The sequence below is a fragment of the Aeromonas sp. TS_SC_11 genome (assembly GCF_057318915.1).
This window is the reverse complement of the sequence record NZ_CM170470.1, coordinates 4,122,497-4,145,884: the sequence shown is the minus strand read 5'-3', so window position 1 is coordinate 4,145,884 and position 23,388 is coordinate 4,122,497. Positions and strand designations below refer to the sequence as shown.

Genomic DNA, 23,388 nt, shown 5'->3' with positions numbered 1-23,388 from the left:
GAGCATCAAAGCTGCCGTCAACAACGTCAGCCGACATTCTATTTGGGTCGGAATTGCTCGAAATATTGGGTGGCCCAAGACTGCGCTTCACCAAGCGGGGCGGGTGAACACCTGCCCAGCAAGCTAATTACGCAGACCGACATGCGCGCTTCACACTAGCGGGCGAGATCCCGAAATGTTCAGCCGTCAGCTTGATACTCGCTGAATTCTCTTTGCGCCAGTTGGCAACGGCGACATCGTCAATTGTCTTTTCGCGCCCAAGTGCCTTGCCCTCTGCCTTCGCCTTGGCAATCCCAGCCATCTGCCGGAGCTTGATGTTTGAACGTTCCAATTCTGCAACCGCGGCCAACATAGTCAGCATGGCTTTTCCAATCGGCGTGGACAGATCAAACCCTTCCCGCAAGCTAATGATTGAAACCCCCTTGCTTTGAAGTGCCTCAACCGTATTTAACACATCGATGGTATTGCGCCCAAGACGGTCTACCGCTGGAACGATCAGCGTATCTCCCTTGCGTATGAACTTGAACAACTCGGCAAAGCCAGGGCGCTGAAGTGCCTTCACACCTCCCGATACGCCCTCGTCAGTAAACCAGGTTTCGACATTGTGCATCTGTTCAATGCTGTGCCGTTGAGCACCAACACTCTGCTCGCCCTTGCTAACCCTGAGATACCCGATGACTGCCACGATATGCCCCATGCTTGGCTCATTATCTATGGTTCTAAATGTAGGTGTGGCTCAAAATAAAAACAACAGCTTTGAGCTATATTTTTGAAGGGCTGATTCGATGGCTCAAAAGGTAAACACTATGAACCACCATAAAGATAGTTAGTCTTAGTCCCGTGCCTCCTCAACACACTAAAATGTTCAATGTTAGCTGTAGCATTATGAATGCACTCTGCATTGTACTACTGGGAGAAAACACAATGGGCAATGACAATGATGACCTTATCGACGATTTCGGCGACGAGGACGAGATAGAAGAAACTCTTGAGGAAGAGGCAGAGCGGGAGTACTGGGAAAACCACGATAGTCTCGACAGTGAGTACGACCGCCCAGACCCAGAAGAGGAGCAGCGCAGAGAAGAATATCGCCGCGAACATGGTGGCGGCTTTATGAATGAACGCTGGAACCCATACTAGTTCCGATCAACATATGGTGACGCCGCCAATGAATGGCAAGCATATTTGAGTGATCTTGATATCTAAAGCAAGTCACTCCAGACCCCATCGGACTCGATCAACCTAACAAGAGCTTGCGCACTGAATCCGTCGGCATACAGTGTCTCTTCCTCATTCCCAACCTCAGCCTCGTCCATCTGTTCAAACGCGCGCAGATAATGCGGTTCATCGCGCAAAGCGATCTCCATGATCTCGCGGGAGACGACGTGAAAACCATCGATGACCTCACCATCAAATTCAATCGAAGTATCCACAACCCAAGCATGCAGAGCTGGCTGAGGATTGAAATCACTCAGCAATAGATCTGAACGCAACCCTTGGTCATTTTGCAGGGCTTGAAGCACAACCGGTTGCTTGCGCTTTAACTGCCTCGCCGCCTTGCGCAGGGTATTGGTTCGATGCAGCCAGACTTCATGACGAGTTGAACGGATGAAGCCCGACTTGACCTCCAGCAGCAACACTACCCCATCCAAGTGACAGATCAGGTCCATCTCACCAGCATCGCGCTCATCACTCAATGGTGGTTGGTAGCCCACGACGACGCGGAACCCCCTCTGCCTTAGTGCTTCGGCAAGGGTATGTTCAATACGTTCCGTTTCGCTGCGCAAAGCAGGCCTGCGTTGCTCAACACGTCGCAGGTTATTCACCGCAGCGGTCAGATTGTTCTGTTGACCGGCAACCCAGGGGAACTGAAAGCTGTAGCGGCCAATCTTGTAGAATGGCCGCTCGTACATACGTGGAAATGGCATGTTAGGTGTCTGCCTCATCTGCACGGACAGTGCCTGCAGGTCACTGGTCCAGAACTTCAGGATGGCTTCGGCCGCCTCGGGGTCGCCCTTGGGATGTTCGGGACTGACGGTCCAACCACAGATACGACGGATCTTATCTTTCGGTTCCGACCAAGTGATGGGAAAGCGGTTCTCGCCTTGTACAAGCCCTTCCAAAGCTAATTGACCAAGTGCTTTCGCTGCTACACCGGAGTCGCCTATATAGCGAAGAAAAGGCTGAAGAAACGCCTGCTCAAAAAACACTGTCGTCAGCTCACTGGCTAATATCGCATGGTGCAGGGCGACCTCCGCTCCATCGTTCAGTCTGACCCGCTCACCCAGACCGAAAATCGTCTGCAGGTAAAGCTGACTGCGGATGGCTTTTATGTAAGCAAGCTGATTCGCTTCGTGGTTTTCCGGTCTCCCGATGATTTTGCCAGCCATATCCGAAGCTGCGAATTGGTCAATCGCGCGGTACATCCAGTAGTGCCAAAGCAACTTGCTTTTGCGCCCGGTACGCTGCCAGCGCTGTGAGCCCGTATCTGTTTTGTTGAAAATGACTGGCTGTCCCGGTTTGAGCTGGTAACCGCAATCACTGTCAAAACAGAACCAATTGATGGAATTCTCGTAGTCGATTCGCTCGCGCATGGCGGCAATAAGCAAGGCGACCGATTCGAGGTTGGCAACATTCTCTCGCCCCACACATGACTGTGGAAAAAGGATTGGCGACAAATGACGCTTGAGAGAGCGGCCGAGAGCTTCCTCTGTCAGTTGAAAATCACGCTCAGAGCAATTCAACAATTTGCGCGCGATAATCCGATCATAGACATCCCAATCTTCCGCAGTACTGTCTCTACCCTTAGCGGCACCAAGTTGCCCATAAGCGGTCACGCTCAAATAGGAAAGCAGCTCTAGTAGCGAAAGCGACTTCAGGTGGGACTCTGCCAGTGCAATTGCTTCGTCGAATGGTTCGAGTTGTTCAAGTAAGCGATCACAGACGCCGAAAAATTCGTACCAATCCTTGCTGACGAGATTGTCTCGGAGATGCCGCCAGAGCGGTGAATCGCTGCGTGTAAACAGCTTCGAGTAACGAATCGCCCAACGCAATACATCTGGATGACGAGCGGCCAGATGATCCAGCAGCGCAGTGCTAATAGCATCCTCGAAATGCAAAATACGTCCCAGTGCCAAGATTGCCAGTTGAGCACCTTCAAGATTGACTGGCTCCCACCAAAAGGATGCGGCAGCTAGTCCGGCAGCACGATTGCGAGTTGTGTATTTGCCGCTTGGACGTTGATCCAGAAAGTTGTGAAGGCACTCATCAAGTGCGGCGAATGGGGCAAGCTGCTGAGCATATCCAGCAAAGAGAGTCTGGTAAAAATCCTGACATTGCCGCGCCTGGCCATTCATATCTGGTGATCCTTTTCCAGCCGTCGAATCTTGATAATCAAAGACACTGAAACAGATTCCCCATGTGAGACCCATAGCAAGGTCGGGTAATCTGTATGAAAGGAAATAGTTAGCACGTTTCCCTGAAAGGGGAAACTGCTGATGAGAGGAGCCAAGAACTGGCAATTACAGATGTGGTAAGCAGGGAGGCAAATCAAAATGCCCCACAAATGCCCCACAGAACTGGGGGACCGGAAAAGCACAAGGGCCTAGCCGAAGCTAAGCCCTTGTTGAATTTGGTCGGTGTGAGAGGATTCGAACCTCCGACCCCTTCGTCCCGAACGAGATTGCCGCGCTGGCTCTTGAACTTTATAAATTCAGTTATCTTTAGATACCTCTCCATTTTCGTCCCAGTTGGGTGGATTCACAAACGTGACTATCGATTTCACCTGCATGCTCCCGTGGTTAACGCCATAATTTTCTCGCTGCCCCCCATCGCCGTACTTCTTAGGAGCCAACTTTGAGGCCAGCCATTTACGAGCATCGACCTGCAGGCGAGCACGGGCAATCACATCATGGTTAACTTTTACGTGGCCGTTGGCGTCGAGGAAGGTGTCATTGCTGCCGTCATCGGCAATCTGGAGGATCTCGTCGGCCAGTTTGTCGGCCATATCCTCGCGCGCACACGCGTACTGGTCCCTAAATTCTATATAGCGTTCATCAGCCAACCAGCGCATCACCATGGATTTGGACGGCATACCTGGACGAGCAAGCACTGCGCGTAGACTCATCCCATCAGCAATGGCGCTGCATATGGCCTCCCCCAACTCGTTCGTGTATGCACTCCGACGACCTCTAGTTACCGATTTGGTATTCGACGTATTCGTTTCCACAGTGGAAACCTGAGGAGTGAAAACTGGGATCATAACCTGTGTTGTGGCATTCACATGTCCAGCGCAACTTATAGGGGCCGTAGGTATACCTGAAGATGAGGTCGCGTTACCTGGTGTTGTGACTCTTGGCCATTCGTGCGTCTTGGCCCGCTTGTTAATGGCGGTATGTGAAACACCGTACTCTATCGCTATTTGGCGCACACTCTGACGGCCAGCACAGTAAGCAATTTCGATGCTGTGCCAGTCGGGGGAATCTGTTGTAGGCATAGGGGAATTGGTCATAGGTGACCAGTATTTACGAGGAGGGGAGACTGGTTCCAGCCCTACAGGGGGGAGGACGATAATAGTTGCACAGATGTGCGGCAATCAATCCATCTTCCCCCAGACAGCTTCTCGCGCTTTTCCACCCCTTGAGTTTGTGTGCTGTCGCTATAGTGCTGTAGTGGAACACAATCGGTGGCATTGCAAGAAGAGCATCTTCTGCGCTGCAACCCAGCCACGAATCGCCGCATGCAGGGTGTAATTGTGCGTTAAGCTGCCACCCCCTTCAGATAGCCGCTATCCAACAATTTCTTGACCAGCCACTGCTGCCCTGTGCCGGTGAGCAGGGGCGAAAACCCTAATCGCATCTCCCCATAAACCATATAAGGCTTCTCCACCACAGTGAAATAGCCTCGTTCCAGATACTCCTGATAGGGCAAGTTATGCCGGTTGCCGCCCTTCATCAGGATCCTCAGCTCATGCAGCAGAGAGAAGATCTGCTTCGGTCCGATGCCTACCGTCTTTGCAAAGTTGCCTAAATGAATTCCCTTGTCTGCCCCGGCGACCAGATCGGCGAACTCCACCTTGGGGGCATCCTTCGCCAACTTCTGCTCAAGTACCATATTCTGCTCGGCCAGCTCAGCTGCTAACCGCAACGCATCGGGCAGGCTCTGCGGGACCTTGGGGCTCCACTGCTCCAACTGCTGCCAGCAGCGAATGATCCGCATCCGCAGGTCAGCGTTGTAGCCTGCTACCAGGCAAAGGGACTCCTCTTTATCCAACATCAGACATGGCTGAATACGCCCCATCTTGTCTTTATAATCTCCCGACTTTTCGGGAGATTGTATTTCAGCCAGCATTTTACGGATATCGACCAGCACATGGTCATGCCGCTTACCCGTCAGCTCCGCAATTTCCACACTGTTCATCAGCGGACTTGCGCCCATTTTCATCAACACATTCATTGGGTATCCTCCCAAACTTCACGGCTCCACTATCTCTGCTGTCTTGCCCGGTACCGATGACCACTTCCAACTTTCTCTGGATAGAAAATGGGTTGGACACGGTTGGGTCAGCGTTCTTCAGCGCCTCGTATCACATTGTATTGATCCCGGCGCACTCATCATCGCAAGAGATGTTTTCCGTCGCAGCACCTACAGGGGTAACGTTCCTTAAGAACCTCTAAGGAGTCCTTGACTTGATACGCGAGCAGCCAAAATCACGAGTACCGTTCGGCCGGAATCCCTTGCCCCTTGCCTTGGCGAGGTAACTTGTGCGGTAGACAGACTCAGCCAACAACTCAGGTTGATTAATGAGGAGGTATGGCTTCGTGGGTATTGAGGTGGTTCCCCCCTTGCGTACCCAGATCTCATCAAGCGCCTCAAGCAACTTGCCAGGGTGCCTTATCTTGTTGCCGTCCAGCATCAAGACCAGGTGGTAATGCTGGCGCGGGACCTGCTCTTGCTCCCTCACCCACAGGAACCCCATATGCTCCGTTTGGTAGCGGCGCAGGACATGCTTGCGTGCGGCCTCAATGAACGCACTGACATGCTCGCTGGTTGGTGCTGGCTGGGGATGGTGAAGATCAATCCGGATAAACAGCACCCGCCGGTAGATGCTGACCATGGTGGTGAGTTGCTCGATGGCTCGCCGCAGGATCAGGGTATAGCAGCCCGGCTTAGCCGAGTTGATCGGGTAGCTCGTGCCTGCGCAATCGTATTTGTCCTGGTACGTCACGTGGTCATAGCGCTCGCCTTGTTTGCGCTTGGGGCTGCCGGTCACCCTGGCGACTACTGCAGACGGCAGTACATCGCCATCAGACATGTGTCGCCCCCCAAGAAAGATGCCTTTCGTGTACTACGGCTTCTTCAGGGACATAAACTCTATTAACCCCCTCATAGATATTATAAAAAACCGCTATTTTTTTATGATTAACACCCCCCGCCAACCCGCCCCATTGCTGGAAGCCTGTCCTGCTTTGTGGCGGGATTACCATGGCGGGATTAGCACAAATGGCGCCAATCGTTGAGATGGATTCTTTGGAAGCCATTTTGTGGTTGTTCGCCATAGTGAGTTGGCCAACGTCGGACGGGGGCAATGTGGAACAGTTGTGCAAGTAGGATGGGACTAGGCCATGATTGACTGACTCCACCATGGTGACAGAATTTCGCCTCCGCATCGGGCTAGCCCCAACGCACATTACGTGCCAACTCAGTACAGGGCACTAACAACCTGGTCAGCTGTTCCTTGCGCTCAGTGAAGGACATATCAGCATCCAAGAGGATGACATTGCTGCGCTCCAGAAAAGCGATTTGCTCCAACTGATACGCCGTCAGATGGCAGCACAACTCCCCCTCCAGCCCCTTCTCAGCAAGCCTTTGCTTGCTCTCCATCCCCAACATCAAGCAGTTAATCATGTTCGACTTGTTGATGTAGTGGTGTTCAGTGGTCTCCTTGCCCAGCCGGGTACGCTGCTGCAAGGCGTGACACATCAAGCCGTGTTGGTCTTCGGTTGCCTTGCGCTGGGCTTGCCAGTGGTCCAGAGAGCAGGTGTGGGGCGGTGGGCACAGGCAGCGCTGGCTGTCATTAGCCACGCTGCACTGCTGCATGTATTGGAAGGGAGGCATACTAGTTGGCCCCGCCATCCAACCGCTGGGATACCCACTGGTGGATCTCTTCAGAATCCCAGCCAATGGCACGGATGCCTATCTTGCGAGCTTGAGGGAACTCGCCACGCTTCATCAGTTCGTAAATCCAGGCGCGACCGAAACCAGTGGCGGTCTTGACCTGCGGAAGCCGCATGATGCGGCGCTGGGGGGTGGAGGCATGAGTAGACATTGCTAAATCTCCTTGGTGCCCGATAGGGCTGAGTGGACTTAGCTTTTTCACTATATGTAGAGAAAAAATTCTCACAAAGTTAAGTTTTTTTCTCTACACATTTTATCTCTCTACCGACATAATCCACGCTGAACGTGTGGTAGCGCATCGTGCACAAGCGCCTCACATTTCTCTAATGCCAACGGGTAACAACCCTCCCAGACCAACCCGATTGAGGGTGCTCAGTTGGTAGGAGAGCAGGAGCTCATGAGCAGTGGCGTTCACCTGGCTTGTCATTAGGCAAGGGCTAACTCCGACAACACCGAAGGACTACTGTCCAGCCGCTGAATGGATAGCGTTGGTCTGCCAGTCGTGCGTAAAGCGCCCTGGCTATGGGGATTGATGTTCTGAGGCAGGGAAGGAGAGAAAGCTTGGGAAGCGGTATTGCCTGAGTCGGCAGCAGTAACTAATTCTGACGCTGACGCTTGCGTGCGGCCTCTTGATGGTTGATACACAGTGCCACATACTTTGCGGCCGGTTCGCGCAATTGTTCGTTCTCTTGCTTCAGGACTCTATTCTCACTACGGAGTCTTCGGAGCTCTTCGTGACACTCCTCAAGACTGCCGGGAAGGCGAATGCCTTGTTCTTCATCGTTGGCCGAGGCAATTTCCTCTACACTGTCACGCAGAGTGGGACGAGGCAGCTCGGCGAGCTTGGTTAACCAGTCCCTACTGACTTTCAGCGTCCGTGCCCAAGCGGCCAAATCATCTAGCTTGAACAGTTTCTCCACCTTCATCAGTTTTTTAGCGTTCACCGCATATTCGATTCGTTTGCGCCAGCGGTCTTTCCCCTGACGCAGTTCTTCACCTGACCGCTGGTCACGTTGCGCCAGTAGGGTAGCGGCCTCGTTGAGGGTGAGCCACTCCCCACCCTGATATGCATGCAATGCTTGTTCTTTGCCACGTCCAATCCTACTCACTCGAATACCTCCTGTCGGATGTTATCGGTCGGAGCGGTTGTGGCATAGCGTGCCCAGTCCGCCATCAACGGGCGACGCCTTTCCAGAAGGGCTGAACGGGAATAGGCCGATTCTGTTTCGTCACGCTCATCGTGGGCCAGTGCTAACTCGCAAATGTCGCGCGGGTATTTGGTGAGGTCGCTGGCCCAGTCCCGGAAGGAGGAGCGAAAGCCATGCCGGGTAATATCGCAGTAACCTAACCGGTGCAATAAGGTCCGGATGGCGTTGTCATGCATCACGCCACTCTTGCCCTGGCCGGGAAACAGATAGGGACTTCCTTCCATTCGTTCCATATCCTGCAGCAAGAGAATCACTTCTCTCGCCAGGGGAATATCAAACCCCTCACGCATCTTCATAAGGCTGGCGGGCAGGGTCCACACCCCAGTCTCCAAGTTAAATTCCGACCACTGGGCGAAGCGGATCATCTTGGCGCGGGCATCGGTCAGGATCAACAGACGGGCCGCTACTGCATCCAGGATCTGCTCAATCTGCCCGCGGAGCTCGTCAGCGGTGCGGTTTTTGCTTGCCCAGATCGGACGCAGAACCTCCAGGATATGCTCGGTCTGGATGGCATCCGCCGAAAGGTGGCCAATGAGGGGAAATGCATGCAGCTCCAGCTTGCGCAGCCAACCTTTACGCCATTTTTCAGACCAGGAAGCACTATGGGCAGAGTGATAATCTATGGCCAATTGTTGGAAACTCACCCGTCTTGCGGCGGCTTGGCGTTCCACCTCGAGCTGTGCTGCGCGCTCAGCGTCACGGGCCGCTAAGGGGTCGATCTTCAAGCTCAATAATTTTCGCGCGTCGGCAGCAAGCTGACGGGCCAGTTTCAAGGAAACTGTCGGGTATTTACCCAATCCCATCTCGCGACGCCGACCTGCCAACTGATAGCGAAATATCCAAGACTTAATGTTTTTGGATTTGACCACCAACCGCAAGCCATCACCATCCTCATAGGTGTTGGCGACGACCAAATTCTCCACTTTCTTGGGGTCGAGTTTTCCCATTGCTTTGCTCCTGCAGTGGGATGGGGGAAATCATATCCCCCCATTCATCCCCCCACTATTCCGCCGGAAGACGATCATTGTGAGTGGACAACACTGGACAAAGATCAGGCTAACTAAGTTGATATGTCAACTTTTTCATGGATTTTGGTGGAATGGTGTAGACATCAAATATGCCGGTCAGTGACCGGCATTTGGATAACGAGCGTCGGAAAAATCAGCCAAGGTCGGCGGCAAGACGTCCCTGACGTTTCAGCTTGAGTTGATAACCGATGGCCAGCACGACGATCCAGACCGGGATGAGCAGCACCGAGATCTGGATGCCCGGGGTCAGGTACATGATGACCAGAATACCGGCCATGAAGGCGAGGCAGAGATAGTTACCCAGCGGATACCAGAACGCCTTGAACTTGGGCTCAACCCCTTCGGCCTGCTTGCTCTTGCGAAACTTCAGGTGCGCAAGGCTTATCATGGCCCAGTTGATGACCAGTGCCGAGACCACCAGTGCCATCAGCAGCTCGAACGCCTTGCCCGGCATCAGGTAGTTGATCAGCACGCACAAGAGGGTTGCTGCTGCGGAGACGGAGATGGCCACTACGGGCACACCGCTTTTGCTGGTTTTGAGCAGGCTGCGCGGGCCGTTGCCCTGCTTGGCCAGACCGAACAGCATGCGACTGTTGCAGTAGACACAGCTGTTGTAGACCGACAGCGCAGCGGTCAGCACCACCATGTTGAGCACGGTTGCCACCAGGTTGCTATCCAGCGCGTGGAAGATCATCACGAAGGGACTGCCGCCTTCCACGACCTTGCCCCAGGGATAGAGGGACATCAGCACGGCCAGGGCGCCAATGTAGAAAATCAGGATGCGGTAGATCACCTGATTGGTGGCCTTGGGAATGCTCTTCTCGGGGTCATCCGCCTCTGCGGCCGTGATCCCTACCAGCTCAAGGCCACCGAACGAGAACATGATCACCGCCATCGCCATCACCAGACCGCTGATGCCGTTGGGGAAGAAACCGCCCTGGTCCCACAGATTGGTGATGCTGGCATCCGGTCCGCCGTTGCCGCTGGCGAGCAGGTAGCCGCCAAAGCCAATCATGCCGACGATGGCGACTACCTTGATGATGGCAAACCAGAACTCCATCTCGCCGAACGCCTTGACGTTGGAGAGGTTGATGGCGTTGATCAGCACGAAGAAGACGGCAGCCGACATCCAGGTCGGGATCTCGGGCCACCAGTACTGGACATAGATGCCGACCGCCGTCAGCTCGGCCATGCTCACCAGCACGTAGAGTACCCAGTAGTTCCAGCCGGAGGCGAAACCGGCGAAGTCACCCCAGTATTTGTAGGCAAAGTGGCTGAAGGAGCCCGCTACCGGCTCTTCCACCACCATCTCGCCCAGCTGGCGCATGATAAGAAAGGCGATAAAGCCGCCGATGGCATAGCCGAGCAGCACTGAGGGGCCCGCCATCTTGATGGTCTGGGCAATCCCGAGAAACAGGCCGGTACCTATGGCACCGCCCAATGCGATGAGCTGGATATGGCGGTTTTTCAGGCCGCGCTTCAGCTCCTCGCCGTCTTGTTGAAGATCCATTCTTCCTTCCTTACGTCTCTGATGTCACTCGTCTGTCATCTCGCCCGTCGAGTCACTCCATGTGACCTTGCACGGCAAAGCGTGCTTGAAACGTGACGAAATCCGTATTTATTTCGTTACGGCAGGTCGCTTGTTGTTTTTTGTAGCGGCTACCAACGGAAGCAGAATAGTGATAATCAGCCGTCAACGCACCTGTTTTCCTTATCATTCGTTGGTTTTTTCGGCATCAAGCAGGTTTTTCAGGACTCCAAATACAAAAAGAGGAGTGGTTGGCTGCATTGTGAACAATCGAATGCTGTTCAGTTGACTCTTTCAGTGATTCCTGTTTTATAAAGCCTCCTCCGTGAAAAGGACAGGCTTCATGCAACGTATTATTGGCAGCCTGTTGGCCGTCGCGCTCTGGTTGACGGTCTGGCTCTCGCCCCTGTTGCTTGCCATGGCGGCGGGATGCATGCTGGTTTGGGCAGTGCAGGGTGACGACTATCTGGTGATGCACTTTCGAACCGTGCTGCTGACAGCTGGCGCTGTTGGTTTACTGCCGGCGCTCTGGTTGACTGAACGGGTACGCAGGCGCTATGGCGTGCTCAACTTTTACGCCATGCTGATGAACAACAAGGAGTTGAACAGCACTGGTTCCTGTCCCCGCTAGCCAAAAAACGGAGCCATATGCTACAGCATTGGGCTCCGTTTTCATTTCTGCTTATCTATCCCGTCAACTTGCCACCCGGGAGGAAGTCGGCAGTGCGTTGATCTCCAGGATATTTTCCCCTTTCAATAGAGCTGACGGCGCATGCCGGTAGCCTCCAGAATTTTCGCGCTTATCTCCTCCACCGAGTGAGAGCTGGTGTCGAGGAAGCGGATCGCCTCCTGGCGAAACAGCCGCTCCACGCTTGCCAGCTCCTGCTCGCACTGTTCCAGCGAAGAGTAGCGGCTGTTGGCGCGGCGCTGATTGCGGATCTCGTGCAGCCGCTGGGGCGTTATGGTGAGGCCGAACAGCTTGTGGCGATTGGCCTTGAGGGCGGTGGGCAGCACCAGGGCGCCCATGTCCTGTTCGATAAAGGGATAGTTGGCGGCACGAATGCCAAATTGCAGCGCCAGATAGAGGCTGGTTGGCGTCTTGCCGCAGCGGGAGACCCCGATGAGGATGATGTCCGCCTCCTCATACTCCTTGGTGGTGATGCCGTCGTCGTTGGCCAGTGCGAAGTTGACCGCCTCGATGCGATCGTCATAGAGCTTGCGGTTCTCCATGCCGTGGGTGCGATGCAGTCTCGGCTCGGCCTTGACCCCCAGCTCCTGCTCCAGCGGGCTGACGAAGGTGTTGAGAAAGTCGTGGCCGCTCGCCTGGGCCTTGAGCACCTCTTCCCGTACCAGGGGGTCGACTATGGTGTGAAACAGTATGGGCCGCAGCCCGGTCTGGCGGAACTGCTCGTCGATACGCGCCCGCACCTGCCTGGCTTTCTCCAGGGTCTCTACGAAGGGGATGGTGACTTGTTCGAACACCAGTGGAAACTGGCTCAACACGGCGTGACCGAATACTTCGGCCGTGATGGCTGTGCCGTCGGAAACATAGAATACGGTGTGCACGATGCGCTCCTGTGATGCGGGCTGGCGAGGTTGCGAGCAGTCAGTATCTCTCGAAACCATATCTATTTTGTCAACTGATCTGCTGTGCCCAAGTTGTGAAGTGGCTTGCAAACCTGAGTCGTTACCTTTTTGTGTTGGCATTGTAGAATGTCTGTGTCATTCGACCATCCCCAAATCTTGCTCGGGGATTTTTTTGACAATAAGTGGAAAACGTTTTCATGGTCGTTGGCAACAGTAGAAACGGACAATAACGCATATAACTCACGCACCTAATTTGGCGCAGAAGGTGCCATGGCACCCGAGCCCACCAACCTGGAGACATGCAAGTGCAACAGTACGTACTCTGGTACGAACAACTCGGAATGCAAGATGTAGAACGAGTTGGCGGCAAGAACGCATCCCTTGGCGAGATGATCAGCAACCTCTCTGGTGCCGGTGTATCCGTGCCGGGTGGCTTTGCGACCACGGCCTTTGCGTTTAACGAGTTTCTGGAGTCAAGCGGCCTCAACGGCAAGATCCATGATCTGCTCGATAACCTGGATGTGGACGACATAGGTGCCCTCAACCGGGCGGGTCAGCAGATCCGCGACTGGGTGATCGAAGCCCCGTTCCAGCCAGCACTGGAGCAGGCGATCTGCGCCGCTTACGACAAGCTGAGTGCGGGTCTGGATGCCTCTTTCGCGGTGCGCTCTTCCGCCACCGCCGAGGATATGCCGGACGCTTCCTTTGCCGGTCAGCAGGAGACCTTCCTCAACGTACGCGGCATCGATGCCGTCATGATTGCCGTCAAGCATGTGTTTGCTTCACTGTTCAACGACCGCGCCATCTCCTATCGGGTGCACCAGGGTTATGACCACAAGGGCGTGGCGCTTTCGGCCGGGGTGCAGCGCATGGTGCGTTCGGATCTCGCCGCCTCCGGCGTCATGTTCACCCTGGATACCGAATCCGGTTTCAATGACGTGGTCTTTATTACAGGCGCTCAGGGCCTGGGCGAGATGGTGGTGCAGGGCGCAGTCAACCCGGATGAGTTTTATGTGCACAAGCCAACCCTCAGGGGCGGGCGCCCTGCCGTGGTGCGCAAGACCCTCGGCTCCAAACTTATCAAGATGACCTACTCGGACGATGCCGGTCATGGCCGTCAGGTGAAGATCGTCGACACGACCGAGACCGAACGCAACCGCTTCTGTATCACGGATGCCGAGGTGATGGAGCTGGCCAAGCAGGCCCTCATTATAGAGCAGCACTATGGTCGCCCCATGGATATCGAGTGGGCCAAGGATGGACAGGATGGCCAGCTCTACATAGTGCAGGCACGTCCCGAGACGGTACGCAGCCGCCAGGAGGCCAACACCCTCGAACGCTTCGCCCTTAAACAGGCGGGCAAGGTGCTGATCGAAGGGCGTGCCATCGGCCACAAGATTGGTGCGGGCCCGGTGCGGGTCATCTCCTCCATCAGCCAGATGGACGAGGTGCAGCCCGGCGATGTGCTGGTCACCGACATGACGGATCCGGACTGGGAGCCCATCATGAAGCGGGCCTCCGCCATCGTCACCAACCGTGGCGGGCGCACCTGTCACGCCGCCATCATAGCCCGGGAGCTGGGTATTCCGGCCGTGGTGGGTTGCGGCAACGCCACCGATCATATTGCTCCGGGTCAGCTCATCACAGTCTCCTGCGCGGAAGGGGATACCGGCTTCATCTATGACGGCGAGCTCGATTTCGATGTGGCTGTGACCGAAGTGGGCAACATGCCACCCTTGCCCATCAAGATCATGATGAACGTCGGCAATCCGGACCGGGCGTTTGATTTCGCCCAATTGCCCAATGCCGGTGTGGGTCTGGCGCGGCTCGAGTTCATCATCAATCGCATGATTGGTGTGCATCCCAAGGCCTTGCTGGAATTCGACCAGCAGAGCCTGGAGCTTCAGGCCACCATCCGCAAGATGATCGCAGGCTACGACAACCCGCGGGAATACTATGTCGCCAAGCTGACCGAGGGGATCGCCACTCTGGGTGCCGCGTTCTGGCCGGAGCGGGTCATAGTGCGGATGTCGGACTTCAAGTCCAACGAGTACGCCAACCTGGTGGGCGGGCGTGACTATGAGCCCCACGAAGAGAACCCCATGATAGGGTTCCGTGGCGCGGCACGTTACATCGCCGACAGTTTCCGTCCCTGCTTTGCGCTGGAGTGTGAAGCCATCAAGCGGGTGCGCGACGTCATGGGGCTGACCAACGTCGAGGTGATGATCCCCTTCGTGCGCACAGTGGGTGAGGCCGCCCAGGTGATCGACATTCTGGCCGAGAACGGGCTGCGCCGTGGCGAGCGGGGGCTCAAGGTAATCATGATGTGCGAGATCCCCTCCAACGCCCTGCTGGCGGATCAGTTCCTGCAGCACGTGGATGGCTTCTCCATCGGCTCCAACGACATGACCCAGCTTACGCTCGGACTGGACAGGGATTCGGGCCTCATCGCCCACCTGTTCGACGAACGCAACGAGGCGGTCAAGGCGTTGTTGTCGATGGCCATCCAGGCTGCGCGCAAGGCGGGCAAGTATGTCGGCATCTGCGGTCAGGGCCCCTCGGATCATCCTGACTTTGCCGCCTGGCTGGTAGAGCAGGGCATAGACTCCGTGTCTCTCAACCCGGATACAGTGGTCGATACCTGGCTCTATCTGGCGGAGCAACACAAGGCTTGCTGAGTCTGTGTTGATTAACAACTGTGATAATAAAAACGGCGCCCTGACAGGGCGCCGTTTTTATCTTTTAATAACTGCTCGGTGTTATTTTTACGCCATATTTTTACTTCTCTGCCAAAATAAGCGTGCCAGATCCTGATCTTACACTCCGTTACATAGGTTCACTGCCTCACCACGCCATAATAACCCTGCCATGTCATGGACAGACTGGCGGATCACCATATTCACCTCATGTCGGGTCAGGTTGAAAATATAGGTTCCACTTGTACTCGATTCATCAATAAATATGTTTCTTGTTATTAATGTGGCCAGGGCAGGCAAATGTCACAGAGCGTATCAAATCAAGTGATCAGAAGAATGCTGGCAGCCTGTCAGCAGCAAGGGGGAGATACGGATGCCATCCTGATGGCTGCCGGTCTGACGCCATTCGATATCCACCGTGAGCATGGCCGGATCCAGGCCCACAGCCATTACCGCATGCTGAGCCTGATGCAGCCGCATCTGAATGGCTTTCACGAGGGCATACTGTCTTACGATATCGCCGAGCTCTACCAGCACTACCCGGCACTCATCAGTCTATGCCTGAACCAGCCGTCCCCTCGCGCCGCCATCAAAGCCCTGCTGGCCTATCGCACCGTCATCGGCAACTGCGACGATTTTCAGGTGAGGGAGGGGGCGTCTCACACCCAATATGAATATATCAATCAAGGGCCTGCCGCCCTGGGCGCCAGCCAGGCCATCCCCAATTTTGTCATCCTCTACCGGATCCTGCTGGTCTATGTGCCAAACCTGACGGTGTCGGTGGAGCTCATTGGCAAGTCGCTGGGCTCTCACCGCCAGCTGGATCACTTCTTTGGAACCCACTGTCGCTGGGATCAGCCTGGCAACACCCTGACCATAAGCAATGCTCTGCTGGAGAGCCGAGCCGATGGTTATAACGGACCCCTCTGCCGTTTGCAGACAAGCCAGCTTGAGCATATCTGCCTCGATATTGATGAGCGGGTGCCCTTTGCCAATCTGGTGGCTGACATGATCCGCCATAACATTCGCAGCGGTGTCATGGAGTGCGATGACAATTTACTCAAGGATGTCTGTTCGGCCATGAATATCAGCCGCTGGACCCTGAACCGGAAATTGCAGGGGGAGGGCAGCAGCTTCTCGGCTATTTTGAAACAGGTCAAGATGATGGAGGCGTGCCGTTTATTGGGGGATGGGGACCAGCCACTGCAAAATATCAGCGACCTGATGGGTTTTTCCTCCCAGAGTGCCTTCAATCGTTTCTTCAAGGCCAATACCAATATGACGCCGTTGGCTTACCGAAATACTCGCCAATAATAACGGCGCTGGTCTCGTCAAGCGTTCCCGGTACAGAAAATGGGAGCGCACGCTAACACGCCGCTCCCATCATTTTATGCTGTCACTGTCACCGGCTTATTTGGTGACAGTGGTCACTGTGGCAGGGTCCACACCTTCCGGGAGGGCCAGGGTGCCCGGGGTCGTGCTGCTCACCACTATCTCCTTGCTCACCGTGAAGGTGACCGGCGTGGTGGCGGAGACATCCGAGGAGGGGCTGATGTAGGCGCTGTAGCTGCCCGGTTCCACTATCCACTGGTTGCTGGCCTCATCAAAGCTGGCGAGTATGCTGGCCGGGATGGTGAAGCTCAGCTGCTCGGCGGCACCCGGTGCCAGCTGCTTGGTCTTGGCAAAGGCCTTGAGCTCTATGGTCGGTTTTTGCAGTTTGACCTCGGGGGCGGTGACATAGACCTGGGCCGCCTCCTTGCCTGCCACGGCGCCCGTGTTGGTGATGGTCGCCGTTAGCACCAGGCTGCCGGCCGCGCCCTCGGCCAGGGTATTGCTGGCGATCGCGGGGCTGGTGTAGCCGAAGCTGGTGTAGGAGAGGCCAAAGCCGAACGGGTAGGAAACCGCCTTGTCGAAGGTGCTGTAGTAGCGATAGCCCACATAGATCCCCTCGTTGTAATAGAGATCGTCCGGCTCGCCGTCACCGTCGGTATCTTCACCCGGGAAGGTGCCGGCGGAGGGCACGCTGGCGTAGCTTAACGGGAAGCTCTGGGCCAGCTTGCCACTGGGGTTGACCGCCCCCGACAGCACGTCCGCCACCGCATGGCCGGTTTCCTGACCCGCCATGTAGGCCAGCAGTATGGCGTCCACCTTGTGGCCCCACTGGGCTGTGTCGATGACGCCGTTGACGTTGAGCACTACCACCACCTTCTTGCCCTGGGCGTGGAAGGCGCTGCTCACCGCATCGATAAGGGCGGTCTCGTCATCGCCGAGCAGGTAGTCGCCCTTGCTGTCGGTGCGATCCGCCCCTTCACCGGCCTGACGACCCAGGCTGATGACCGCCACATCCTGCTCACCGGCAGCCGTGGTGATCAAAGCGGCGAGTTCGGGGCTGACGGCGGCCTCATCACAGGTGTAGTAGCCCTTGGCGCCGAATTGCCCCTCGTGATAGACCTTGTTGGCCTCATAAAAATCGCCGTAGTAAGTTTGCAGCGTGTCGTTGACCGGGAAACGGCTGGCCAGCCCCCGGGCTATGGTGGTGGTGCTGGCTGCGTTCACATCCCCGCTGCCGGTGCCACCCTTGTAGGTGTTGATCTGGTTGATGCCAAAGCTGGCCACCTTGCTGGTCGCCGCGATGGGCAGGGCGGCGGCTTCGTTGCGCAGCAGCACCATGCTTTCGGCTCCGGCCTGGCGGGCCAGTTTGGCATGGGCGACCAGATCCGGGCTGTTGCTGACGGCCAGCTGATTGTAGGAGGGACTCTTCATCACCTGGGTCAGGATATGGATGGCGGCCTCGGTCACCTTGGCCTCGTTGAGATCGCCCTGCTCGATGGATTGCTGCAACTGCTCCTTGACGTTGCCAGGTTCAATCAAATCCTGCCCTGCCCGCACCTGCTTGTAGGCGTTGTTGGCTACGTCGCCTGCGAACCAGTCTGACATCACCAGGCCGTCGAATTGCCACTCACCGCGCAGCACATCGGTCACGGCATCCTTGCGCTCGTTGACATAAGTGCCGTTGAACTTGTTGTAGGAGGTCATCACGGCCCAGGGCTGGGCTTCCTCCACCGCGATCTGGAAGCCGCGCAGGTAAATTTCACGGAAGGTTCTCGGCTCGCCGATGTCGTTGATCTGGTTGCGGTTGGTCTCCGAGTTGTTGCCAAAGTAGTGCTTGATGGTGGTGCCGACTCCGTTGCTTTCCACCCCGTTGACCATGGCGGCGCCTATCTTGCCGGTCAGCAGCGGGTCTTCCGAGTAGTACTCGAAGTTGCGGCCATTGAGCGGGTTGCGCTGGATGTTCATGCCGGGTGCCAGCAGGATGTCGACCCCGTACTGGCGCACCTCATCCCCCATGGCTTCCCCGACGGATTTGACCAGGTTGACGTCCCAGCTGGAGGCGAGCAGGGAGCCGATGGGCCAGGCGGTGGCGTAATAGGTGGCGCTGTCGCCGTCGCGATTGGCGCTGATCCGCAGGCCCGCCGGGCCATCGGCCAGTTTCAGAGCCGGAATGTCGATACCGTCGGCACTGCGCGTTACCCCGTTGATGTAGCCCGCTACCCCGGCGACATCCTGCTTGACGTTGATGGCGCCGTTGGCGCTGCCATAACCTGGGCCGGAGAGCAGGCTCAGCTTCTCGTCCAGGGTGAGCTTGGCCACCATGGCTTCGGCCTGACCGCGGTAGTAGGCATCGTCTTTTACCAGGGGATCCGAGTCGTTCTGGTTGCAGCCAACCAGCAGCCCGGCGAGGGCCAGGCTGACACAGAGTGAAACCGCTTTCATTTTTGTCGTGATAGGCATGAAGACTTCCTCGTAACTGTCTGAATAAAAAGGCAAGTGCGATATCGACACCGGCAAGTGATCGGGCCGGGCGGCCGCTCTGATGGCGGGTTCCCATGGATATCGATGACGGCTCAGGGTGGGCCAGGGTGCATGTGCAAGGGGGCAACCATGGCCGGAGCCGTAGGCAGGTTAGCAAGTCGGGCTGGCTGCGCCTTGCCTTGGCGGAGCGAGAAATGTGCAGTTGGGAGCAAGGGTGCCAAGTTGTGACAGGAGTCGCATCACAGGCTGCGCGGCAGGGAGGGGAAAGGGGAGGCTGGATGGCCCACCATTGAGGATGGCGGCAACAGGGCGGTCCGGCTTGGGTTGCGATTTGCTGTGAGGTGCGGGGCGCAGGCGCTCGGGCAGAAGAGAGGGGGCCAGCGGCCCCCTCGGCGTGTGCAAGATACCTCGCGCATGTTAGCGCAAGGGCTCGCTCACTTTGGCTGTTTCAGTGCACCGGCCAGTTCGATCTGCACCCTGACTCCTTGTTGCTTGAGCTGGGTGGCGATGGCATTCAGATCCGTGCCTGGCTTGGCCTCCAGCAGGGCGATGCCGCCGCTGCTCTGCTTGAACTGCAGGCCGTGGCGATCCGCCAGCGTCTTGGCCTGATTGTCATCGGCCTCTACCAGCAGGGTGCCGCTGACGGTCAGCTCAGGGCTGGCGACCCCTTGCAGCAGGACGTCGCCGCTGCGCAGGGTCTGTTGTGGCACCTTGCCATCCAGACTGCGGGCGACCCGTTTCTTGCTGCCGTTATCCGGCGTCAGGTAGGTTTTGCCATTCACCTCTATGGTGTTGTACTGCTTGCCATCGATCACCACCGATTCGTCGGCCGTTGCGTGCACGCAGACCGAGGCCAGCAGGCTTGCCAGGGCAAGGCTGAGTAAGCTGTGTTTCATGTTATGACTCCTCTGTGATCAGGAACGGGCTGCGTCGTGACCGAGTACCCGCAGGGACCAGTCGAGCAGTTGACCCGGCTGGCTGTTGTTGCGCTCGGTCAGGGTACTGCGGGTGTTGGTTCTGCGATCGAGCAGCGAGACCTGGCGGCTGCCATTGGCCACGTCAGTTACCTCCAGGCGCCACTCGCCCTGAGCCGGTTCGCCGTAGAACTTGTGGGAGAGCATGCGCATGTCACGCAGCCCCTTGGTGCGCACATAGCCCAGCTGCTGCCGGTCGAGGGATTGTCCCACCAGGCTGTTGTTGGGGTTGAGCAGTACGCTGCGGGTGCCGGATGGTGAGACCAGTTCGATCAGCAGGTCGGGCAGCCGTTGGTGATCCAGGCTCACCATCACCTGCACGGCCTCGACCGTCAATGGCTGATCGACCTGCGTGCTGGAGCGGGTCGGGCTGCTGCCCACATCCGGGATGGCGCCGACGACGCGATCCCGGATCGTCACCTTCTGCCAGGGCAGCTGCACCAGTGGCGGCAGCGGATCATGGCTGGCGGCGTGGGCCAGGGTCTTGTTCACATCCACCAGGCCGAAACCATAGGTCGGGCTGTACCAGAGGCCGGCCGCGTTGCGCTCCCATCCCTCCAGACCCGTCACCTGGCGGCGCTGGCCGTTGGCGGCCGTGTAGTTTATCTGCACGGGCCTCTGATTGGCGTCGAGCCGGGTGGCGTTGCGGGCCAGCAGGTCGCGCAGATCCCGCACCGACAAGTCCGGATAGGCGGACATCAGCAGCGCCATGGCGCCTGTGGTGTTCGGGGTGGCCGAGGAGGTGCCGTTCATCACGCCGTTGTAGTCGCAGCTGGCATCCAGTTGCGGGTTGTTGTGCAGCCGGTTGGTGCTGGGATCGTCCACCCGGTTGTAACCCATGTCGCAGCCGGGCAGATCCGTGGTCACCATGGCGGGCGCATCCGTGCCGTATTCCCCGCCGGGGGCGCTCAGGAAGACGTTGCTGCCGACACTGGAGTAGGAAGAACGTACCCCGTCCGCGTTGATGGCGCTCACCACCAGGTTCCAGAAGTTGCTGTTGGAGGGATCTATATTGCTGTTCTCGAACGGCAGCTTGGGCAGGTTGCCGGTGCGGTTGAGCACATAGTTGCCGGAGGCAATCCGGTTGAAGCCGTTGCCCGCCGCCTTGATATAGGCCGCCCCCTGCGCCTGCTGGGTCCGCTGTTCGAACAGGCGATCGAGCTGTACCTGATCCAGCCCGTTGGCCCCTTCAGGATCGACCAGGCTCATGCCGTAACTCTGGTTGAAGACCCGGTTGTCTGCGGTGACGGCGTTGCCGCCAAGGGCGTAGAGCCAATCTTTTTGCAACTGCTGGCTGTTGTCATCGAGCAGGTTGAAGCCCTGCAACTGGGCGCGGGGAGCTACCCCCAGGGTGCCTATGCTGTTGTCCACCGCGGCTATGATGCCGGATACCGAAGTGCCGTGGGCACTGTCCGGATCGGTCGGGGTAGGATCGCTGCCACCGGTCACCACGTTTTTGGAGCCGGGGCGCACATTGTCGGCCAGATCCGGGTGCGCTATGGCCATGCCATCGTCCACCACGGCCACATTGATGCCCTGACCCAATACTTCGGTGCGGTGTGCCCACCAGAGGTTGAGGTCATTGCCCGCCACGCCGCCGCGGGGGCTGAAGGCATTCTGGCCGCTGTTGAGCAGGTGCCACTGCTGGTCCTGCAGGGGATTGATGCCGGGCAGACAGCGCGCTGCGCTGCTGCGGCCGGTATCGAGTCCGGCCTCTTTGCCGGTGAGTGGGGTGCAACTCTCATTAGCCTGAACTGAAGCGATAGGCAGGGCCGAGAGCAGGGCCGAGATTGCCAACGCCAACGATGTTTTTCTCATTTATAAACTCCATCTTATATCGCACCGTCCTGGGTGCGACTGGCATCTATACACGGGAAAAACAGAGCCAAAAAGCGCTCATTTCAGTTCTGGGATAAGGCTCAAAAAAATCCCATTACAAATCTGTTTCAAACCATATGGGGGTTCCTGCGAATCCCTTTATGTGCTGTATTGAGAACTTTTCTCAGTTGCTGGCTGTTGATGCTTGTCTTTATAGATCAATGTGTTATTAACTTATCGTTCACCCTGGTTGCGGCTGTGTCGAGGCTGTCGCGTTGAGTTGGCCCTGATCAGATATGACACATACCCAAGCTGGCGTTGTGTGGCCGGCAAGCCTGCCATGCCGGGAGGCAGGTTTTGCACCCAGGCGGCAATGAAAACGGCGCCAGTGGCGCCGCGTTTTTGTGAGGTGCTGACCGAGAGTGGTCAGCCGTTATTTGATCAAGGCCAGGATCGGGCGAAACGCCGGATGGCGGCAATCCCCCAGCAGCTCATAGAGGCACATTTCCACCGAGGTGAGCCGCGCTCCACGAGTGGCCAGCTGAGCGATGGCCAAGTCGCGGTTGGCGGCGCTGCGGGAGGACACCGCATCCACCACCAGGGAGACATCGGTGCCGCTGTCGAGCAGTCCCAGCACAGTCTGGTAGACGCAGATATGGGCCTCTATGCCGCACACCAGCCAGTGGCATCTGCCGGTCTGGGCGAGGGCGGCTGACACTGTCGGCTCCCCCAGCGCGCCGAAGCTGAATTTGGTCAGCACGGGGGCACAGCTCTGCAGCGGCTGCAACTCGGGCACCGTTGGCCCCAGCTTGTCCGGATCCTGTTCCAGCCAGACAACCGGCAAGCCCAGCGCCTGGGCCCCTTGTACCAGCCGTGCGCTATTGGCAATAAGGGCAGAGCTCTCCTCGACGAGCCGTGCCAGCTTGCCCTGAATATCGACGACCAGTAGGCCTGTGGTAGAGGCGGTCAGCATGATGGCTCCTTGGGTCAGATTAGTGTGTGGCGCCCAGTGGACGGATAACTGTTGAACGGGACTGGTTCCACAAATAGATGAGGGTCAACGCGATGGCGGTACCGATCGGCAAGGCGAACAGATGCAGCGCAATAAAGCACCAGAAGACAACCTTGAAACCCTTCACCGGTTCTGTGAGCCCGCGATAAGCTACATAGTTGAATGCCATGACAAACAGCCCAATGGCCAGTGCGAGGCCGATGCTGACCCCCTGTGACGGGGCTGATCCGGCCGGGTGCAGCGGGCTGACCGTGACGACCGACCATGCAACAAACGCTACCATGGCCAAAGAAAAAAGTGTCGAAGCGATAAAGATACCTTTGGCGATCAGCTGTTGTTTGGGGCTCATGAATACTCCTTGAATAGGGTGTGGTCTTGCTCCCTGCTCGTGATTTAGCGCGCCTTCCATGTTGTTCGCTACTGACATGGTGGCGTATAAAATATGAGGCACGGCACCCTGTCGATGAGGCTTATAAAACTACCGGCAATGCCAGCATCAGTCAAAAATAAAGTAATTCAAATTGTAAATGTAGTGATGGAAATGTCAT

20 protein-coding genes are annotated in these 23,388 nt (G+C 56.8%); 4 read left to right on the top strand and 16 right to left on the bottom strand.

The window, feature by feature from the left end:
* Positions 1-127: 127 nt before the first annotated feature.
* The gene (locus AC1P02_RS19215) at positions 128-697 is read right to left on the bottom strand and encodes a recombinase family protein (RefSeq protein WP_485182925.1); all 570 of its coding nucleotides are present in this window, start codon (positions 695-697) and stop codon (positions 128-130) included.
* 227 nt (positions 698-924) lie between these two features.
* On the opposite strand from AC1P02_RS19215, the gene AC1P02_RS19210 reads away from it, so the two are divergent.
* A complete protein-coding gene (locus AC1P02_RS19210; RefSeq protein ID WP_130632757.1) occupies positions 925-1,140 on the top strand; it encodes a hypothetical protein in 216 nt (71 codons plus the stop codon).
* A 62-nt stretch (positions 1,141-1,202) separates the two neighbouring features.
* On the opposite strand, the gene AC1P02_RS19205 is transcribed toward AC1P02_RS19210, so the two are convergent.
* The 9 genes from AC1P02_RS19205 to AC1P02_RS19165 all read right to left on the bottom strand — a co-directional run bounded on the left by AC1P02_RS19205 (position 1,203) and on the right by AC1P02_RS19165 (position 10,922).
* Positions 1,203-3,356, bottom strand: coding sequence for a nuclease-related domain-containing protein (locus AC1P02_RS19205; RefSeq protein WP_485182924.1), 2,154 nt, complete (start codon positions 3,354-3,356; stop codon positions 1,203-1,205).
* 356 nt (positions 3,357-3,712) lie between these two features.
* Complete coding sequence (locus AC1P02_RS19200) at positions 3,713-4,126, bottom strand: terminase small subunit-like protein (RefSeq protein WP_485182923.1); 414 nt, start codon at positions 4,124-4,126, stop codon at positions 3,713-3,715.
* Positions 4,127-4,758: 632 nt separating this feature from the next.
* On the bottom strand, positions 4,759-5,454 hold the full coding sequence (locus tag AC1P02_RS19195) for a phage antirepressor KilAC domain-containing protein (RefSeq protein WP_485182922.1): 696 nt from the start codon (positions 5,452-5,454) through the stop codon (positions 4,759-4,761).
* Between the two features lie 217 nt (positions 5,455-5,671).
* Positions 5,672-6,313, bottom strand: coding sequence for a YagK/YfjJ domain-containing protein (locus AC1P02_RS19190; protein WP_485182921.1), 642 nt, complete (start codon positions 6,311-6,313; stop codon positions 5,672-5,674).
* A gap of 359 nt (positions 6,314-6,672) precedes the next feature.
* On the bottom strand, positions 6,673-7,083 hold the full coding sequence (locus AC1P02_RS19185; protein ID WP_485182920.1) for a hypothetical protein: 411 nt from the start codon (positions 7,081-7,083) through the stop codon (positions 6,673-6,675).
* A gap of 34 nt (positions 7,084-7,117) precedes the next feature.
* The gene (locus AC1P02_RS19180; protein ID WP_485182919.1) at positions 7,118-7,327 is read right to left on the bottom strand and encodes a helix-turn-helix transcriptional regulator; all 210 of its coding nucleotides are present in this window, start codon (positions 7,325-7,327) and stop codon (positions 7,118-7,120) included.
* 445 nt (positions 7,328-7,772) lie between these two features.
* On the bottom strand, positions 7,773-8,285 hold the full coding sequence (locus AC1P02_RS19175; RefSeq protein ID WP_485182918.1) for a hypothetical protein: 513 nt from the start codon (positions 8,283-8,285) through the stop codon (positions 7,773-7,775).
* Complete coding sequence (locus tag AC1P02_RS19170) at positions 8,282-9,331, bottom strand: tyrosine-type recombinase/integrase (RefSeq protein WP_485182917.1); 1,050 nt, start codon at positions 9,329-9,331, stop codon at positions 8,282-8,284. The genes AC1P02_RS19175 and AC1P02_RS19170 overlap by 4 nt, the downstream gene beginning before the upstream one ends.
* 214 nt (positions 9,332-9,545) lie before the next feature.
* Positions 9,546-10,922, bottom strand: a complete 1,377-nt coding sequence (locus tag AC1P02_RS19165) for an amino acid permease (protein WP_058395488.1) — start codon at positions 10,920-10,922, stop codon at positions 9,546-9,548.
* A gap of 361 nt (positions 10,923-11,283) precedes the next feature.
* On the opposite strand from AC1P02_RS19165, the gene AC1P02_RS19160 reads away from it, so the two are divergent.
* Entirely contained in the window at positions 11,284-11,571 is a 288-nt protein-coding gene (locus AC1P02_RS19160; RefSeq protein ID WP_485182916.1) for a hypothetical protein, read from the top strand.
* 122 nt (positions 11,572-11,693) lie between these two features.
* On the opposite strand, the gene ppsR is transcribed toward AC1P02_RS19160, so the two are convergent.
* On the bottom strand, positions 11,694-12,506 hold the full coding sequence (ppsR, locus tag AC1P02_RS19155) for a posphoenolpyruvate synthetase regulatory kinase/phosphorylase PpsR (protein WP_005310537.1): 813 nt from the start codon (positions 12,504-12,506) through the stop codon (positions 11,694-11,696).
* Between the two features lie 320 nt (positions 12,507-12,826).
* On the opposite strand from ppsR, the gene ppsA reads away from it, so the two are divergent.
* On the top strand, positions 12,827-15,205 hold the full coding sequence (ppsA, locus tag AC1P02_RS19150) for a phosphoenolpyruvate synthase (RefSeq protein ID WP_485182915.1): 2,379 nt from the start codon (positions 12,827-12,829) through the stop codon (positions 15,203-15,205).
* Positions 15,206-15,559: 354 nt separating this feature from the next.
* Complete coding sequence (locus AC1P02_RS19145; protein WP_485182914.1) at positions 15,560-16,537, top strand: AraC family transcriptional regulator; 978 nt, start codon at positions 15,560-15,562, stop codon at positions 16,535-16,537.
* 96 nt (positions 16,538-16,633) lie between these two features.
* Here the strand turns inward: AC1P02_RS19145 and AC1P02_RS19140 are convergent, their stop codons facing one another.
* The 5 genes from AC1P02_RS19140 to AC1P02_RS19120 form a co-directional block, all read right to left on the bottom strand.
* Positions 16,634-19,015 carry a beta-glucosidase gene (locus AC1P02_RS19140; RefSeq protein WP_485182913.1) on the bottom strand — a complete coding sequence of 794 codons (2,382 nt, stop codon included), beginning with the start codon at positions 19,013-19,015 and terminating at the stop codon, positions 16,634-16,636.
* A gap of 455 nt (positions 19,016-19,470) precedes the next feature.
* A complete protein-coding gene (locus AC1P02_RS19135) occupies positions 19,471-19,932 on the bottom strand; it encodes a serine protease chaperone (RefSeq protein ID WP_219592178.1) in 462 nt (153 codons plus the stop codon).
* Positions 19,933-19,950: 18 nt separating this feature from the next.
* Positions 19,951-21,828: a serine protease Asp gene (gene asp / locus AC1P02_RS19130; protein ID WP_485182912.1), complete on the bottom strand. Its 1,878-nt coding sequence runs from the start codon at positions 21,826-21,828 to the stop codon at positions 19,951-19,953.
* Between the two features lie 433 nt (positions 21,829-22,261).
* Positions 22,262-22,801: an isochorismatase family protein gene (locus AC1P02_RS19125; RefSeq protein ID WP_408861070.1), complete on the bottom strand. Its 540-nt coding sequence runs from the start codon at positions 22,799-22,801 to the stop codon at positions 22,262-22,264.
* A gap of 19 nt (positions 22,802-22,820) precedes the next feature.
* Complete coding sequence (locus AC1P02_RS19120) at positions 22,821-23,189, bottom strand: hypothetical protein (RefSeq protein WP_408861071.1); 369 nt, start codon at positions 23,187-23,189, stop codon at positions 22,821-22,823.
* Between the last annotated feature and the right edge of the window lie 199 nt (positions 23,190-23,388).